This window comes from Myxococcus sp. CA056 (genome assembly GCF_013336715.1).
Classification (GTDB): domain Bacteria; phylum Myxococcota; class Myxococcia; order Myxococcales; family Myxococcaceae; genus Myxococcus; species Myxococcus llanfairpwllgwyngyllgogerychwyrndrobwllllantysiliogogogochensis.
Window position 1 is genome coordinate 552,660 of record NZ_JABUMT010000002.1, and the last position, 15,730, is coordinate 568,389.

At 67.5% G+C, this 15,730-nt stretch carries 8 protein-coding genes; all 8 read left to right on the plus strand.

Annotation, left to right across the window (positions count from 1 at the left end):
* The first annotated feature begins 177 nt into the window (after positions 1-177).
* Positions 178-2,673, plus strand: a complete 2,496-nt coding sequence (locus HUA76_RS09920) for an ATP-binding protein (RefSeq protein ID WP_174460699.1) — start codon at positions 178-180, stop codon at positions 2,671-2,673.
* A gap of 76 nt (positions 2,674-2,749) precedes the next feature.
* Complete coding sequence (locus HUA76_RS09925) at positions 2,750-7,855, plus strand: hypothetical protein (RefSeq protein ID WP_174460700.1); 5,106 nt, start codon at positions 2,750-2,752, stop codon at positions 7,853-7,855.
* Positions 7,852-10,899: a helicase-related protein gene (locus tag HUA76_RS09930; RefSeq protein ID WP_174460701.1), complete on the plus strand. Its 3,048-nt coding sequence runs from the start codon at positions 7,852-7,854 to the stop codon at positions 10,897-10,899. Before HUA76_RS09925 ends, HUA76_RS09930 begins: the two co-directional genes overlap by 4 nt.
* A 144-nt stretch (positions 10,900-11,043) precedes the next feature.
* Positions 11,044-12,354 (plus strand): AHH domain-containing protein, encoded by a 1,311-nt coding sequence (locus HUA76_RS09935; protein WP_174460702.1) that lies wholly within the window; start codon positions 11,044-11,046, stop codon positions 12,352-12,354.
* A gap of 170 nt (positions 12,355-12,524) precedes the next feature.
* On the plus strand, positions 12,525-13,166 hold the full coding sequence (locus HUA76_RS09940; protein WP_174460703.1) for a hypothetical protein: 642 nt from the start codon (positions 12,525-12,527) through the stop codon (positions 13,164-13,166).
* Positions 13,167-13,422: 256 nt separating this feature from the next.
* On the plus strand, positions 13,423-14,040 hold the full coding sequence (locus tag HUA76_RS09945; protein ID WP_174460704.1) for a hypothetical protein: 618 nt from the start codon (positions 13,423-13,425) through the stop codon (positions 14,038-14,040).
* A gap of 27 nt (positions 14,041-14,067) precedes the next feature.
* Positions 14,068-14,676, plus strand: coding sequence for a hypothetical protein (locus HUA76_RS09950; protein ID WP_141643184.1), 609 nt, complete (start codon positions 14,068-14,070; stop codon positions 14,674-14,676).
* A 71-nt stretch (positions 14,677-14,747) separates the two neighbouring features.
* Positions 14,748-15,650 (plus strand): hypothetical protein, encoded by a 903-nt coding sequence (locus tag HUA76_RS09955; protein ID WP_174460705.1) that lies wholly within the window; start codon positions 14,748-14,750, stop codon positions 15,648-15,650.
* Positions 15,651-15,730: the final 80 nt, after the last annotated feature.

The following is a 15,730-nucleotide window of genomic DNA, read 5'->3' on the forward strand; positions in this document are numbered from 1 at the left end:
GGCGAGGCCGGAGGAGCACATGAAGCGAAGGCGCGGCGGTGCGCCCCTGGCGCCCGTGCCTTGACGCAATACCTCCTGAGGGGGATGGCCGGCCCCGGTGCCTTCGGGTGTCATTCGCGCGGGTGTGCGACGAGAGTGTCCACCTCGTGCCATGCTCTCGACCCTGGGAGGGGCGTCATGAAGGTCATGGTTGGCGATACCGTGGTCATCACGCAGCAAACGGGGAATCCCATTGGCATCGTGACGCGGCGCAGCGGCACCATGCTCACGGTGCGGCTGCCCCTCAAGGGTAATACCCTGGAACGGGTCTCCCGCGCGGACGTGGAGCCGCTGGCCCTGTGGCTGGCGGATGCTCGACGGCGGCAGACGAAGTTCAGCAACACCCTGAGCCTGGTGGGCCAGTCCTCTTTGTCCGAGCTGGTCGGGGTGTTTGGCTATTCAACAGACGTCAAGATGCAGCGCACCTCGTTGGGGAGCGTGGTGCGGCAGCTTGAGCGGGCAGGGCTGGATGTCAATCCCACCACGGGAAGCTGGGACCGCCACGCGCCCTTCGTTCTGTCATTGAAGAAGGCCCTCATCGACCCCTCGCCGGAAGAGGACGACACCCCGGATTCGGAGCCCTCCCAAGGCTTCGCGCTGCCGCAGCCCTTCTGGCCCAGTGCATTGGGTTTGTCGCAGGACCGCGAGGTGGCGTTCCTGCGAGCGCTCACCGGTGCCGAGCCGCTCCTCGCGCTGCTCTACCTTCCAGAGCGTCGGGAGACAGCGGACTGGCTTCAGGCCACCTGGGAAGGGGTGATGGGCTGGGCCTACCGCTCCGCGCAGCGCTTCGTCTGGACGGGGCGTGGGGAGAACGGGGCCCCCGCGGTTGTCCGAGGTTCGTCCCACTTACTGCATGAGTATCTCAAGCCCTCGCTGCTGGACTCGGATGGGCCCCGGCTGCGCGACGCGCCCCATGCCCTCAACCTCATCGCGCTCCAGCGAGACAGGGAGGCCCCCGTCGATTTGTCGCGCCTGCTGGCCGCGTGGCCGGGACCCATCTTCGAGTTCGATGCCACGGCGATTGCTGGGGGTGGGGTGCCCGTGTCCCAGTTGTTGTTGATGGTGGGAGGCAAACCCGCGCTGGCGACAGAGGCGGTCGTGTCGGAGCTGTCTCCATTGAAGCTGGTGTTGTGGAGTCGCGAGGCCAGCGCTCAGGGGGCGGCCCAGGCGATGAACTCGTGGGGAGACCTCCTCACGCGGACACCGCTCTCCCGGTTCAAGGGCAGCAACGAAAGCAGCACGTCACTCTCCCTCAAGGCCCGGCTGGCGCAGTGGCTCCTGGTGAGGAATCCCGAGGCCTCGCTCCAGTTCGAGCAGCACCGGACCGAGGTCCTGGACGATGAAGGTGACGAGCAGGAGGTGATTCGCACGGACCTGCATGTGGAGGGGCAGGGGACGTTCGAGGTAGAGACGCTGGTGGGCAGCGGCCCGATGGAGACCTTCTACCACCGGAAGATCTTCTCCCGTCGCAAGCCGGACGAGCCTTTCTCCCTGGTGGTCCCTGGCGAGGCGCTGCTGTGGGCTGGCCCCTTTCTGGCGGATATCGCCCACCACCTGGGCGAGGGAGGCTCGGTGCTGGTGCCCGTCGCGGGAGCCGCCTTCGCCTCGCTCGAGGCGCGTGCGCTGGTGGAGAATGCCTCGGAGGTAAAGGACCCGGAGGAGGCGGCCCGGCGCGAATCTTCGGTCGAGAAGTCGGAGCGCCGCGACGACGCGTTGCCGCTGCTGGACGACGTGGCTGGCTATGCCTCCGTCAAGGAGCGGATCCGCCGCGATATCGTATGGCCGGAGCAGCGCGGGGCGCTGCTGCGAAATGTCTCCCGGGCCTCGGGGATTCTCTTCTTCGGGCCCCCTGGCTGCGGCAAGTCGCTGCTCGCTCGTGCGATAGCGGGTGAGCTGGAGCAGGAGGTGCGGCTGCTCTCGCCTTCGGATCTGCGTGGCCCCTACGTCGGTTGGGGGCAGCGCATGATTCGCGAGCAGTTCGACTGGGTGGTGGAGCAGGAGAAGCGGATGCTCGTGCTCGATGAGCTGGACGCGGTCGCGCGCTCCCGTCGCTCGGGCGATATGCACAGTGACGAGAAGGCGGACGTCAACGAGCTGCTGGTGCAGTTGGACCGGGCGGGCAGGTTGCGACGCATCATCGTGGGCACGACGAACTTCCTGGGTGCTCTGGATGAAGCAGTCATCCGGAGCGGCCGTTTCGGACGCTTCGTCCCCGTGCCTCCTCCGGACCTGGACGAGGCGGTGGAGATTGTCACTCACTACCTGAGTCGGCTGGCGCGAGCGGAGACCGCGGCTGCGGACCGTGTCCCCAGCGCCGTGGAGCTGAAGGCCATCTTGTCTCCACTGTTCGCGCGGAACCTGGTGGACCAGCGCTTCTTCTCGGGCTCGGACCTGGAGGCCGCGGTCACCGAGTCCTATCTGGGCTGCGCGCTGGGCAAGGCGCCGAGTCTGGAGCAGAGCCTGGGGCCGGTGCACCTGACTGTGGAGGCGCTCGCCGCCGCGTTGGAGCGTGGGCCCCGGTCCGTCTCCAAGCGCTCCATCCAGCGGTTCCTCACCGAGACGCGACGTCACTGCGGAGCGAGCCTGGCGGATTTGCTGGCGGGACGGTTCGAAGCCCAGACGCGAGCACCCTGAAGGGCCTACCTCGAATCCAGGCGAAGGGAGCGGTTCTCGGGGGCTTCAAGGGGGCTCATTGTCGAACGAACAAGACATGTCCGCGTCATCCGTCGTGCGGCAACTGCTCTCGACACTGGAGCAGTCGTCTCTCCGCGAGGAAGCACGCTCCTTACGGCAACAGTTCGACCAACGAGGTTGGGCGGGGCTTGGTGCTCCGGACATCGCGCTGGTGGCGGCCCTGGTGGGGCGGCTGCAAACGTTTCCTCCCGCCGCGGTGGTCACTCCCGTGGCGCCGTTGCCCGCCGCTGTTGCGCTTGCTCAGGATGCGTCGGCACAACCCGAGGAGGTGGGGTGGAGCCCCTGGGAGAACGGCTCGGCATGGATTGACACCATTCCACGAGGGAGGGAGTGCCTGTCCCTGCTGGATGAACTCGCCCGGTGTGACGAGGCAGATGCGGCGCTCACCCTGTTGAGCCGCTTGTTCGTGGGGCATCTCCGATACGAAGCCCACGTGGTGGATGAGACGCAGCGGCTGGACTCCACGGCGGTCATCCGTCGACTCCGCACCATCGCTCGCCATGGCGACTTCATGGTGTCCCTGGCGGAGCTCGTCTTTCCCTACCCCCATGGCTCCAACTTCCAGCCCATCTTTCGCAGACATCCCTATGGACTCGTGGTGGCCATCGCGCCCGGATGGAATGCCTGCCAGTTCGCCTATCGGGAGGAGAAGGATGGAGGGACCCTCGTTCCCAGAACGCGTCAGATGGTGGGCTATGCGAGGGGCGGCGAGCTGCGTGACACCCTGTTGATATGGCTGCGCCGCATGAGCTTGCTCCGGCTGACAGGCGGGGAAGAGGTGGTGGAACTGGTGCGGCGCGTGGAGTCCGCGTTGGGGCCGGACCCCGTGGAGGTGTCACGCCAATGGAACCCGGTGGCCCTCGCGCCCTCGCTGTCGACGCCTCCAGGTGTTACCTGGGACCGGCTCCTGGACCATGAGCGGCGCGCGTTCCTGCAAGAAGACCGTGGTGCGCCAGGTCAGCAACCCCGGCTCTGGTGGGGATTGGAGCGGGTGCTGCGCATGGCCCTTCCCTTCACCCTGGCCCACAAGCAGGCGAGGCTGTGCTACCGAGGCTATGACCTCGAGGCCCCCACTTCGCCGGAGGTCGCGAGCCGGAGTGGGAAGAGCTGGTTTCGGCGGCTCACCCTGAAGCTGGAGCTTGTCTTTGACGACGGGAGGGCCCTGCCCCTTTCCCTTCCCGTCGGAGTGCCGGAGGTGGATGACCGGGGACGGATGCTCCTGGATGGCCTCTGGTATCGGTGGGTCCCCAGGGTGTTTGGCAAGGGACTGCTGAGCGCTGGAGATGCGAGAGTCCAGGAGCCGTCCTTCGACGAGGGGTTCGAGGAAGAGGTCGAGGAGGAGTCGCCAATCCCGGAGCAGGGCGCGGCCCCGGAAGAGGAGGGGCCCGAACCTGAACTGGAGTCACCCCTGGAGTTGCTGAAGGAAGAGGGGCTTGCGCCTTCCGTACTCAGGGCCTCCCGGGACCCCGTGGCCATCGGGTCGCTGGCGGGCGGAAGTCTCTGTGCGTTCCTCGAAAGCGCGACGTACCGGAAGCTGATGGGCATCAGCATGCGGCTGGCATCCTATGAAGATGACGCCCATGAGCTTCCTCGGAGCCTGCCGGCCCTCCTGCGCGGTGTCGTCGGGCGTGACGACCGACTGCTCCTGGTCAGCAAGGTCTTCCTCAAGGCGGTCCTGGAGCCCGCGCCGGGGATGACGACACCGGAGGAACTGCTCCCCATCCTGCGGCACGCCGTCGCGACGGACGCCGGCACCGCACCCGCGTGGGCCTGTCCCGACGTGTCAGCGGACCTGCGTCCGGGGGCGTGGGTCCCGGTCGAAGTGGCTCGTCTCACTCCGGGGGGAGACCTCTCGGTGCCTCTCCGGAACGCGACGGGGGTGGTTCGGCTGGGAGTCTCGATGGAGTCGCTGCCTCAGGTGAATCCGCGAGCTGGGGGCACTGGAGGCCTGGGGACGCGGGGCTGGATTGCGCGGGGACTTTCCCACTTCGCCTCTCTGCCAGCGGGCCGGCTGCGGTCGGCCGCGCAGGTCGCGCTTCAAGCACGCCCACTCTCCGAGGGACTTCGCGTGGTCTCCGTCCACGGCCCCCGGTTGTGCGCCCGGTGGACGATGGAGGCTCCGCCGCCACCCGAGAGCAAGGTGGTCCGCGCTCGCGAATTCAGCGTCAGGATTCCCGGGTTGATGCAAAGCGAAGGTGTCGTCGCGCACCGCGTGCTGCTGTCGCGGGGGGCCTGCGTGAAGGCCGGAGATGCATGGCTGGAGGCGGAGCGGTCGCTCTGGGCCCAGCTCGCGGGTACCCGACCGAGGACGACGAGCCTCCACGAAATGAACATGTGGAGCCTCGCCGCCAATGTCTTCACGTTCACGCCGAAGAAGCCCACGAAGGATGAGGCGGAGGAGGAAACCATCCTCCCGCTCCCCTCGCTGAAGCTTCCCAAGGCCGTGGAGCGCTGGTTCGTTCCGCCCGGTGTCCACGGACAAGTCCTCGACATCCATGAGGAGTTGGAGCGGGACAAGTCGGGCGAAGGGCTCGCGTGGCGAATCACGCTCGTCGTGGGCACCGAGGCTCCTTCCTTTCCCTGGAGCCATCTGGTCCTGCCAGATGGGCGGGTGCTTCCCTTCCAGGAAGGCTTGAGGCGGGAGGATGCTCCGTATCAGGAAGATGGTGCGCCCGCGCAGCTGGTCATCGAGGACCCGACCCTCGCGGCCATTTCTCCCTCGGACGTGTGGTTCGATGGGGTGACGGGCGAACTGCTGGAGCGGGCCACCGCCCACGTGGGCACCTGTTTCGTGCTCCCCGCGACGCGCGACGTGCTCGTCGGACCCGACCTCCAGCTCCGGTTTCGCGCCCGCGATGGAGAGGGCATTCCCGCGAGCGCTGAAGCGCCAGCGTTGTCCGCCATGGAGCGTCTGTGGTGGACGGCGGCTCGTCCCGAGGACTCGGCGAAGCTGGCGGAGGTCGAACGGGCCTGGGCGGGTGATGTCCCTCCTTTTCTTCCCCGCCTCGCGGAAGTCCTGGAGGCCGCCGACATCGCGCCGCCTGACTGGATGAAGACGAAGTCGACGCGCCAACCGGGAAAGGGGCGGGCCGCGAAGCTGGAGTCCTTGACCATGTCCCGCGTGCGGCAATGGACCACGGGCTATGCCAAGGAAGACGACGCGCCCGTCAGGTGGTCCTGCTGGTGTGGCCGGACGCACGGGCGCAGGCGCGCCTTCGAGCCGTGCGAACCCGGCTCCTGGGGCTGTGGCACGCCCGTCGTGTTGCGCCCTCCGACGCAGGAGCGGCGGGCCCTGCCGGCCTTGGGACTCTGTGAGCCGGTACTCCATCCTTGGAGGATGGAGAGCGCGGCCTGTCTGCTGGGACTGACTCTTCCCGAGTTGAAGGCGCAGCAGGTCCGGGTGGGCGCCGTGGTGCTGGGAATCCTCATGCGTCAGGCCTTGCGAAACGGGGCTCCAGGTGCCGCCGGACGAAAGCGTCTGGAAGGGCGGCTGTCCGCCGCCGAGCGCGAAGCCCTGCTGCGAGGTCTGGAGACCCTGGAGCACGACGTGGCCACGGGGAGCGCGGACCTCGTGGGTCGGTTCTTTCTCTCCAGCCTGGCGGTCCTGCCCAATACCTTTCATCCCACGGGGCTGCCGCCTGGGGCACCGGGGCTCGTGAAGTCTCCGTTGACGGAGGCGTACCACCGGGTGCGTTTCGCATCGAACAGGCTCGTGGCCCTGCGCGCTTCAGGCGCCCGGCTCGTGATTGAAACGGCGCGGGCTTCCTTCCACGAGGCCGTCGCGGCCCTGTTTGGCCCGATGGACCAGGGAATGCATCGGGACGAACCCACGAGCCTCGCGGGCCTCATCACGCGCCTCTGGCCCCTGACGAGAGCGCCGGGGCTGCGCTCCGTGGTCCCAGGGCTCTTTCGCATGGAGGGCAGCCCGGTAGCGGCCGGCTTCGACGGCGCCTTCATCGAACGGGGGGTCGAGCGGCTTCCCCACGTCCATGAGCTCCTGTCACGAGCTTCACCCGCCGAGGTTCGTACCGAGACGCGGGTTGAGGAAGACCCCGACAGCGACGACGAGGAGTGGGACGAGTCACCTCGTGATGGCATCGAGGTGGTGGGGCTACGGATGGCTCCGACCTCGCCAGGGGTGAGCACCATCGGCATCTTCTCGTCGGAGCAGGCCCTCTTCCTTCCACCGTTGCCATCGCCCGCGTGCGAGCCTCTCTCGGCGGAGTTCTGGGAGGAGCGCGCCGCGCGAGAGCGCCTGCTCCGGCTTCATCTGCCTCGCTTGATGGGCCTCGTGGGGGCGTTCTCCACGTCGGACGCCGAACAGGTGGACGCGGGGCGGGAATCGCCTGATGCGCAGAGGATGCCTCCTGGAAGCGTGGGGACCGTGGCGCTGAGGGAGCTCATGGGGGCGTTGGTCCTGCGGGAGTCACGGCCCCTGGACCTCTGCCGCCTCCTCGAAGCCAGGCGGCCCACCCCGCTCGTCGAGGATGGGGCACGGGCCAGCGTGTGGGTCGAGGAGCGGGTGCGGCGTGCCTTCCCGGGAGAGGGTGCATGGCTGCGGACCGCGCATCGCTTGTTGGCGCGTGCGTTGGCGGGCTGGTGGAAGTCTCGTCCTCGCGAGGGCGCCCCCTCGGGATGGTCCTGGGCGCCGCCGGACCAGAAGGGGGCCGCTGGAGGCCGCCGCTTCGTGCCCCCGCTCGCGTCCGTCGCCTGGGCTCGATGGCCAGGCATGGAGGCGGCCACGACACCCGTCCGCTTCCTCGTGGCGCATGCAGGACTTCCCGTGGAGGGTGTCTGGAGTCCGGTCCTTCTGAGGACCCTGGGGCTGGAGGCCGGGGCGGTCCCCATGGGGACGGAGCTTCCCCAGACGCAGCCGACCCTGGTGGTCCCAGTGCCTCCGCCAGGGGCTGCTCCAGTGGTGTCGCCGCATCCCGAGGAGATCCTGGTGGAGACCCCGTTGTTCGTGCCGCCTCCCATCCCGCCAGTGGGTGACGTGGACGAGGTTTCCCTTCTGGAGGTCACCATGGCGGCCTGGCTGGGCGACAACACGGGGCTTCTCCCCGAGGTGTCGCTCCTCTCCACATCAATGGATGTCTGGCTGAAGCGAGGGCGGGTCTCATGAGCACGGGGTCGATGGACGGAGCGACGTTGGTCTCGGCGGGGGAGTTGCGCACGGACGTCCTGGAGATCTTCCAGGCCGAGGCGCGCATGGAGCTCCTGTTGTCGGCGCCGGGTCTGCTGGCACAGCCTTCGCATGGACACGCGGCCCTCGCGAAGGAGCCGCATGCGGCCCTCCCCGCCAAGGCGACGCATGCGCATCGTCAGGCGCTCCTGGAGGCGTTCGGTGGACAGTTGGATGGACTTCCCCAGACGACGGAATGGGAGTCGAGAATCGGGGAGTGGGTTCGCAAGCTCTCCGCCGCCGAGGCTCGCGTTCTCCACCATCAACCAGGTCCCCTCTTCAGCCGGCTCATCAGCCGTCCGACGAGCAGCCTCGTCCCCATGGGACCCATCACGCGGGGCACCTTGCTTCGGCCTCCGGGCGCGGAGCTGGAGCTGACGCTCACGGGCGCGATGCATGAGCGGGCCCGGGAATGGTTCCGGTTGCGCGCGGCGGAGTCGGAAGACATCTCGAAGGATGTCCAGGCGCTGCTGGAGAACTCCTGGGCTGGAGGGATGATTGGGGCGGAGGACCTGTATCTCAAGGTCCTCTCGGAGTTCTTCCTGGAGATGCTCCAGGGCGCCGACCTGACCGACAGCAATCCCCTGCTGGACGTGATGACGACGTTCCAGCGGGCGGCCTATCAGCAGGCCAAGGGCATCCTGAGGCGCTTCGGAGGCGTCTTCCTGGCGGACGTCGTGGGTCTGGGAAAGACATACATCGCCATGGCCCTGTTGCGGTATCTCCAGGACACGATGGACCGCCACGCGCTGGTGATTGCACCGCCCACCGTGTGTCCGACCTGGCAGGCCCTCGCCGACGATTTCGGAGTGAACCTCCGCACGCTGTCCCATGGAAAGCTGGAGGATCTTCCCAAGTACAGCCAGCGCCAGGTGCTCGTGGTGGACGAGTCCCACAACTTCCGCAACCCCGCGACGCGCCGCTATGAGCGAATCTGGGAGTGGCTGCATCCCAACAACGTGCCTTCGCGACGGCAGGTGTTGCTGCTCTCCGCGACGCCCCAGAACAACAGCCCCCGGGACGTGATGCAGCAGTTGAAGCTCTTTCCGGAGAACTTCACTCGGCTGCCCTTCCCAGGAGAATCCCTGGAGGACTACTTCAAGGCGGTGGAGGCCGGAAAGGAGTCCCTCACCAACGTCCTCCAGCACGTCGTGGTGCGCCGCACCCGCCGCTTCATCCAGAACCACTACCGCGACGCGAAGCTCCCGGTGAAACGGCCTGCTGGGGGATATGACTGGGTTCCCATCCGTTTCCCGAAGCGAGTCTCGGGACCAGAGCAGTGTCTGCGCTACCGCATCGAGGACACGTACGGCACCGGTCTGTACGAGCGAATCATCCAGGTGCTGGGCAGCATGGAATACCCGCTCTACGGGCTGGCCGCCTACGTGCTGGAGATGCACCGCGACGATTCCCGCATGGTCGGCTTCCGGCAGGCGGGACAGAGCCTTCGAGGCTTGTTCAAGGTGCTGTTGCTCAAGCGGTTGGAGTCCAGTGAAGCCGCGTTCCGTGCCTCGCTGGAGCGACTCCGGACCCGGCTCCGGCGTTCCCTCTCGAATCTCCAGGAGGGCTTCGTGCTGGTCGTCGCGGAAGTGGAGGACGAAGGCGAGTCGACCCCGGGAGGCGACCAGATGCCCTCGGGGATGTTCCATGTGGACCGGCTGCGCAACGCCCTGACGGCGGACCTGGACCGGGTGGACGAACTCCTGGGGGCCATGCATCAGCAGACCTCTGCGGCGGATGCGAAGCTCGCGCGCCTTCGGGCCTATCTGGCGGCACGTCCTCCCGGCGAGCACCGCACGCTCATCTTCACTCAGTTCACCGACACGGCGGAGTTCCTCCACGCGCACCTCGAGCAGGGGCATGGTGTCGTCGAGATGGTGACGGGGAGCAGCGGAAACGTCCGGCGGATTGCTCAGCGTTTCGCGCCCCGGGCCAATCCCGTGCGGGATGGCTCCGCGGTGCCGAAGGGGGAGCAGATCGACCTGCTCATCTCCACGGACGTGCTCAGTGAGGGCATCAACCTCCAGGATGCCGACACTCTCATCAACTACGACCTTCATTGGAATCCCGTGCGGCTCATCCAGCGCGCGGGACGTATCGACCGCCTGGGAAGCCTGAACGAGGAGATTCACATCTCCAGCTTCCTGCCGGAGCGGGCCCTCGAATCCAACCTGGGGCTCGAGCAGGTGCTCCGGCGGCGCATCCAGGAGTTCTTGAAGGTCTTTGGTGAAGACAGCCACATCCTTCCACTGGAGGAGCGGCCCGATGTGGACGGTGTCCTGGACATCTATGCCGGAATGGCCCTGGAGAAGGCTGAAGCACAGGACGAGATGGATGCGCTCGGCCGCCATGCCGAACGAATCCTGACCATCCAGCAGACGGAGCCCGCCCGCTATGCGCGAATCCGCGCCCTGCGTCCTGGACGCCGGGCGGCGACGCAATCCCGCCTCCCGGGAGTCGTTGCCACACGGTTGGGTTGGTACTGGGCCTTCTGGCGCGAACAGGATGAAGGGGGCATGGAGCGCATCGCCGATGTCGCTGGACTGGACCTGCTCTTCAATCATTCCCAGAAAACGGATGTGCAGGAAGGAGAGCGGGTTGTCAGGTGTCGGCAGCGCGCGAGCCTGTTGGCGGAAGAAGGGCGGCGGCTCTTCTCCAGTCTGGCGGAGAATGTTCGAGCACAGAGGCAGAAGCCGGCGCTGAATATCAATGAGGAGTGGGCCCTCTCCTCGGTCGACGCCCTGCGCAAGGGGAGCGATGAAGCACGGCTTGCGACCCTGGAGGCCATGCGTCAGTGGATCCTTGCCGGTCAGTACAAGCCAAGCCTGCGTCTGGCCGCCGCCCGCTGGCGCAAGGAACAACTGATGGGCGAAGCGCTCTTCCAGCAGATGGAGGCCATGCTCCGCTTCCCGCTCAAGAACGAAGTTCTCGGTGAAGAAGAGATGGTGGGGGTTGTCGTGGGGGAGGACCCCGGCGAGGCGTGAAGGCGCGGCGGCGCGTCATGACGCCCGTGCCTCGACGCAATACCTCCTGAGGGGGATGTCCATCCCCGGTGCCTTCGGGTGTCATCCGCGGAGATGAGGCGCATCGCTCGTCGATGCGCTGGCGGCTGTCTTCAGGAGCCATCCATGAGAGCATTGGGAGTTCTTGCGCTGCTGCTGGCGAGCGGCTGCGCGTCGACCCGTGTCGTCCGTCTGGATACGGGAGGAGGCAAATCAATCGTATACACGCCCATCGAGACAGAGCCTGTCGAGATGGACGAGGAGGAGTTCAAGGGTGCCGTCGCGCGGCTCGTGCCCGACCTGCGCCTGGACGCCGTGTTCAAGGAGGTCGACCAGGAGGATCGTCGCTCCTCGAGCGTGTCCCACGGGAGCGGCGGCGACGGAGCACTGGGGCGGGCCGTCTCGTCGGCCCATGAGCGCATCTGTCATCGGCAGGAGGACCCGATGGGCTGCCTGGGCATGATGACCGGTGGGCTCACGCTGGGGCCGATGGAGCGCAGGATGCTCGCGCTCTACTTCGCGTTCGATGGCGCCTGGGATGACATTGAGGAGGACCTCCGCGACACGGTGAATGTCGCGGCCCTGCGGGGCCTGGTGACGACGATGTCCGGGACGGCACTGAAGACGTTGGTGGCTCCCGAGCCCATGACGAAGCCCATCTCGCTCGCCTGGGCAGCCTCGTTGATTGCGTATCTCGGGACGGAACCCGTCTGGAAGCTCGGGCAGGGCTTCTCGCGGCTGGTGGAAGAGTCCCGGGACGCGGCGAGCTTCGAGGAGCTGGAGCGCGTCGGACATCGCTTCGGCAATGTGCTGGGCGACAACGGAGCCCGAGTCCTGGTGGTGGTCTCTCTGTCAGTGCTCGGCGGGAGGAATGCCATGACGACGCGGGGACCGAAGATGCCGGGTTTTGCTCAAGCCGCGATACGCGCCCAGACGGAAGCGGGCTTTCAGCTCGCGGGAGCCCTGTCCGGAGACGTCCGGTCGATTGCACTCACGTCCGGAGGAGAGCTGAAAGTGATGCTCGCGCCAACGGCGGTCGCCGCGGTCGCGATGGGACCTGGGGCGGCTCCCATGGGGACGGTGGGTGGCATCCAGGGGGACGCGGAAGGGGCGGTGCACCCCATCTGCGCCGGCAAGGGCACGGCCGCTGAATCGGATGGCGGCCCGTGGGCACAGCGCTGCCAGGAACTCTTCGGCAAGGGGGGGATGCGCCCGGAGGACCCAGCGAACCTGATTCGAATCAAGGGACATCGAGGGTCCCACCCGGAGGCCTACCATGCGCGGGTCTTCGAACTGCTGGACGACGCGACGCGAGGTTGCCGAGATATCGCCGGGTGTCGGGGCGCGTTGACGCGCGAACTCGCCCGGATTGCTCGGGAACTCGTCACGAAGGGGACGGAGCTGCGGACGCTCGTTACGTCGGATGCCGAGGAGTAGCGGGTGGAGCGACGCTTCCTCAAGAGCCTCACGGATGTGGAGTTCACGCGCGACGCGCGGTTCGCGAACCCGTGGGAGTGATTGCGGGGTGAGGAGCATCGCGTGGCCAACGCTCGGCCTGTCGCGTAGCGGAAGGTCGCATGTTCCCGAGGGGCAGGGGGCCGGCTCGCATGGACTCGCTGGGTACGCTGGACGCCTCATTCACGGAGGCGTTCATGCGACGAGCGGCGTGTCTGTTGAAGGCGTGTGTCCTGTTGATGCTCGGGTGTGGTGGCGTGGAAGAGCGCGTGCTCGCGGCACCAGATGAGGGCTCCTCGGCGGAGACTTCGGAGGCGGCGCTGGATTTGGGCCTCGTCCTCGTCACCTGTCCGGTGGGAACGAGTCAGGCCTTCTACTCGCCGGGGCTGAAGAACACGCCCCAGAATGTCACGGTGTCGGGTCAGGCGACCTTCAGCAACTGCGTGACGGTGCTGGGTGACCCGGTGACATCGGGCACCAGCAGCCTGACGTCGGGCGTGGTGCAGGGTTTTTCGTGCGGGGACCTGCTGCTGCCCAGGACGGTCACCCAGACGGTGACATGGAACACGGGGGAGTCCTCGACGATGGTCTTCACCCAGCTTCGCGTGGGCGTGCAGGGCACGCTGTCCGTCTTCACGCTGACGGGCACCGTGCTCTCCGGGAAGTTCATCGACGCGACCGCGGTCCGGACCATCAGCTATGTCACCTTGGACTTGGAGGATGGCTGCGCGTCCCCCGAAGGGCTCACCTCGCTCTCCGGCCTCACGACGCTCACCCTGACGAAGCTGCTCTGAAGCCGCTGGGCGCGTGAGTCGGTGTCGTGGTGGCGCGCTCATGGCCTCACGACGCCTCACTCTCGCGCGGCTGTGTTCGTTCCGACAGGCCGGGCGTGGACGTTGGTGTCCGACATTTCCCGTGCGAGGTGCGGCACACCGCCCCGTGCTCGCGGGGAGGTGTGAGCGTCTCCCAGCGTCCCTTGTCGTATTTTGCGGATGGGCGTGTGCGCGGCGGCTCCCTATCTCGGCAACGGAAGCGTTATCGGGAGCGGCAATGCGCAGAAGTCTGTCGGCGGCGGTGGTGGTCCTTCTTTCCGCACTCGCCCTCACCTCGACCTTTGATGTGTCGGCGGAGAATGGCGAGGAGGGGCACGAGCCCCGGGAGCCGGGGGCGGCTGTGGCCCCGCCGCGCTCCGACAGCCCGGGGCCCGTCGTCGTCACCTGTCCTGTCGGCATCACCCAGGCGTCGTACCTGCCGGGGCTCAGCGAGGTGACGAAGGACGTGACGGTGGCGGGGGCCACGACGTTGAGCAACTGTGTGACCATCCCCGCGTCCTCGGTGGTGTCCGCGCGCCTGCCGCTCGACTCGAGCCTGCTCGCGGGCTACTCGTGCGCGGACCTGCTGACGCCGCGCACGGTGCGCCAGGTGGTGACGTGGAACACGGGTGAGACGTCCACGCTGGTGTTCAGTCAGTCGCGGGAGCTGGCGCAGGGGCCGCTGACGGTCTTCACGCTGACGGGCACCGTGGAGTCGGGCGCCTTCGCGGAGGCCACGGCCATCTGGACGGTGACGTATCTCAACTCGGACATCGAGAAGGGCTGTGCGTCGCCGGGCGGGCTCATCTGGCTGAGCGGGCCGTCCACGCTCGAGCTCATCCGCACGATGACGTGAGTCGTTGGACGAATCAGGAGGGTGCTCATGCGTGCGACGTCATGGGGTGTGAGGGGGCTCGTGCTCGTCGGGCTCTGTGGGCCGCTGGCCTGTGGGGACGGAGGAGGACGCCAGGGCCGTGGGACGCTGGAGGGACAGGAGTCCGGAGGCATGACGATTGAGCGGCCTCCGGAGAAGGTGCTCATCACCTGTCCCATCGGACACGGCGAGGCGAAGTACGGCACGGGGGTGAAGGTGTCGCCTCGGGACAGCGCGGTGTCGTTCCAGGCGACGGTGAGCAACTGCGTGACGGTGCTCGGCTCGGCGGTGACGTCGGCGACGCTGGGCTCGGAGGCACCGAGCCTGGTGCGAGGCATCTCCTGCGCGGACCTGGCGAGAGCCGGAGCAGGACGGCAGGTGGTGACGTGGAACACGACGGAGACGTCCACGGTGCTGATGAGCCAGTCGCACGTCTCCGTGCAGGACGCGACGACGCTCGTCACGCAGACGGGGAAGGTGCTGTCCGGGAAGTTCCAGGGCGCCACGGCGGTGCGGACCACCACGTTCCTGAGCACGGACATCGACAATGGCTGTCGCTCCGATGAAGGCCTGACGTTCCTGAAGGGGCCGGCGACCTTCAGCGTGACGTACCCCTGAGGCCTCCTGCTGCGCGCGGTGGGTGATGCATTGCATGATGGCTCCAGCCCGCTGCCCGAGCGAGGAGCCGCATGTCCGACCCCCGTGAGTTCCAGAGCAGGCCCCTCGACAGGTTCCTGGAGAAGCGCCCGCCGCTGGACTGTCTGGGGCAGTGGGATGAGACCGTGCATGACGCGTTCCTGCTGAGCGGCCGGCTCGACACCCCCGCCGAGAAGGCATGGCTGAAGGAGACGTTCCTCGCCCTGCGCCAGCGGGCCTGCGCGGACCTGGTGGCGTTCCACGACGAGCTGATGGTGACGCCGTATGGAGGGACGGACGTCGTGTGCCCGGAGGGGTACTCGCCGTGGCGGGTGGAGTTTGGCCTGTCGCTCTTCCCGAAGCGGGAGCAGGGCTTCGCGCGCTTCGAGTGCGTCGTGGAGTTCAGCCTGTACGAGACGTGTCCCGATGCCTTTCGCGTGCTCAAGGTGTTGCCGGAGGCCGGCGCACAGGTGAAGGCGTGCGCGGAGCAGCGGGGTTCGCTCCAGCTCGAATCGTTGCGCCAGGCGCGGCTCGTGCTGCCGATGCCCAAGGCGCGGCGGGCGGCGGAGGTCGCGGTGGAGTTCTATGGGAAGCCGGGCCCGCGGCCCTCTCTCCACGACGCGGTCCGCACGTGTGTGAAGGCGGAGGCGCTCGGAGACACGGCGGCATGCTGGCGGCTGGACGCGTCCGCACCGAGCCGCGTGCCTGGCGCGGAGAGCCACTCGCTCGCTGTCATCCTCGCCGTCAGGCCGGACGCCCCGGCCATCCAGGCCGCCGGGAGCCTGCTGGCCTACAGCCAGGAGAACTGGCTGGACGCCGTCGTGGGGGACCACTGGCGGAAGTTCTTGAGCTCCGTGCGCGAGTTCCAGGGGAGCGGCGCGCCCGCGGAGGCCTATGGCGAGTGGATGGACATCCTCGTGCCGCCCTCGACCGGAGCTCGAGTCGCGGCGGAGTGATGGGCTGAGCTCGTCCCTGATGACGCGGACCATCGGCTGATGACAGCCGTCATCAGGAGGCGCTGCGCTGGCGTCATCCT

Bases quoted from the DNA above. Each gene is read 5' to 3' on its own strand.
- HUA76_RS09920 (WP_174460699.1), top strand. From the start codon at position 178: ATGAAGGTCATGGTTGGCGATACCGTGGTCATCACGCAGCAAACGGGG.
- HUA76_RS09925 (WP_174460700.1), top strand. From the start codon at position 2,750: ATGTCCGCGTCATCCGTCGTGCGGCAACTGCTCTCGACACTGGAGCAG.
- HUA76_RS09930 (WP_174460701.1), top strand. From the start codon at position 7,852: ATGAGCACGGGGTCGATGGACGGAGCGACGTTGGTCTCGGCGGGGGAG.
- HUA76_RS09935 (WP_174460702.1), top strand. From the start codon at position 11,044: ATGAGAGCATTGGGAGTTCTTGCGCTGCTGCTGGCGAGCGGCTGCGCG.
- HUA76_RS09940 (WP_174460703.1), top strand. From the start codon at position 12,525: ATGGACTCGCTGGGTACGCTGGACGCCTCATTCACGGAGGCGTTCATG.
- HUA76_RS09945 (WP_174460704.1), top strand. From the start codon at position 13,423: ATGCGCAGAAGTCTGTCGGCGGCGGTGGTGGTCCTTCTTTCCGCACTC.
- HUA76_RS09950 (WP_141643184.1), top strand. From the start codon at position 14,068: ATGCGTGCGACGTCATGGGGTGTGAGGGGGCTCGTGCTCGTCGGGCTC.
- HUA76_RS09955 (WP_174460705.1), top strand. From the start codon at position 14,748: ATGTCCGACCCCCGTGAGTTCCAGAGCAGGCCCCTCGACAGGTTCCTG.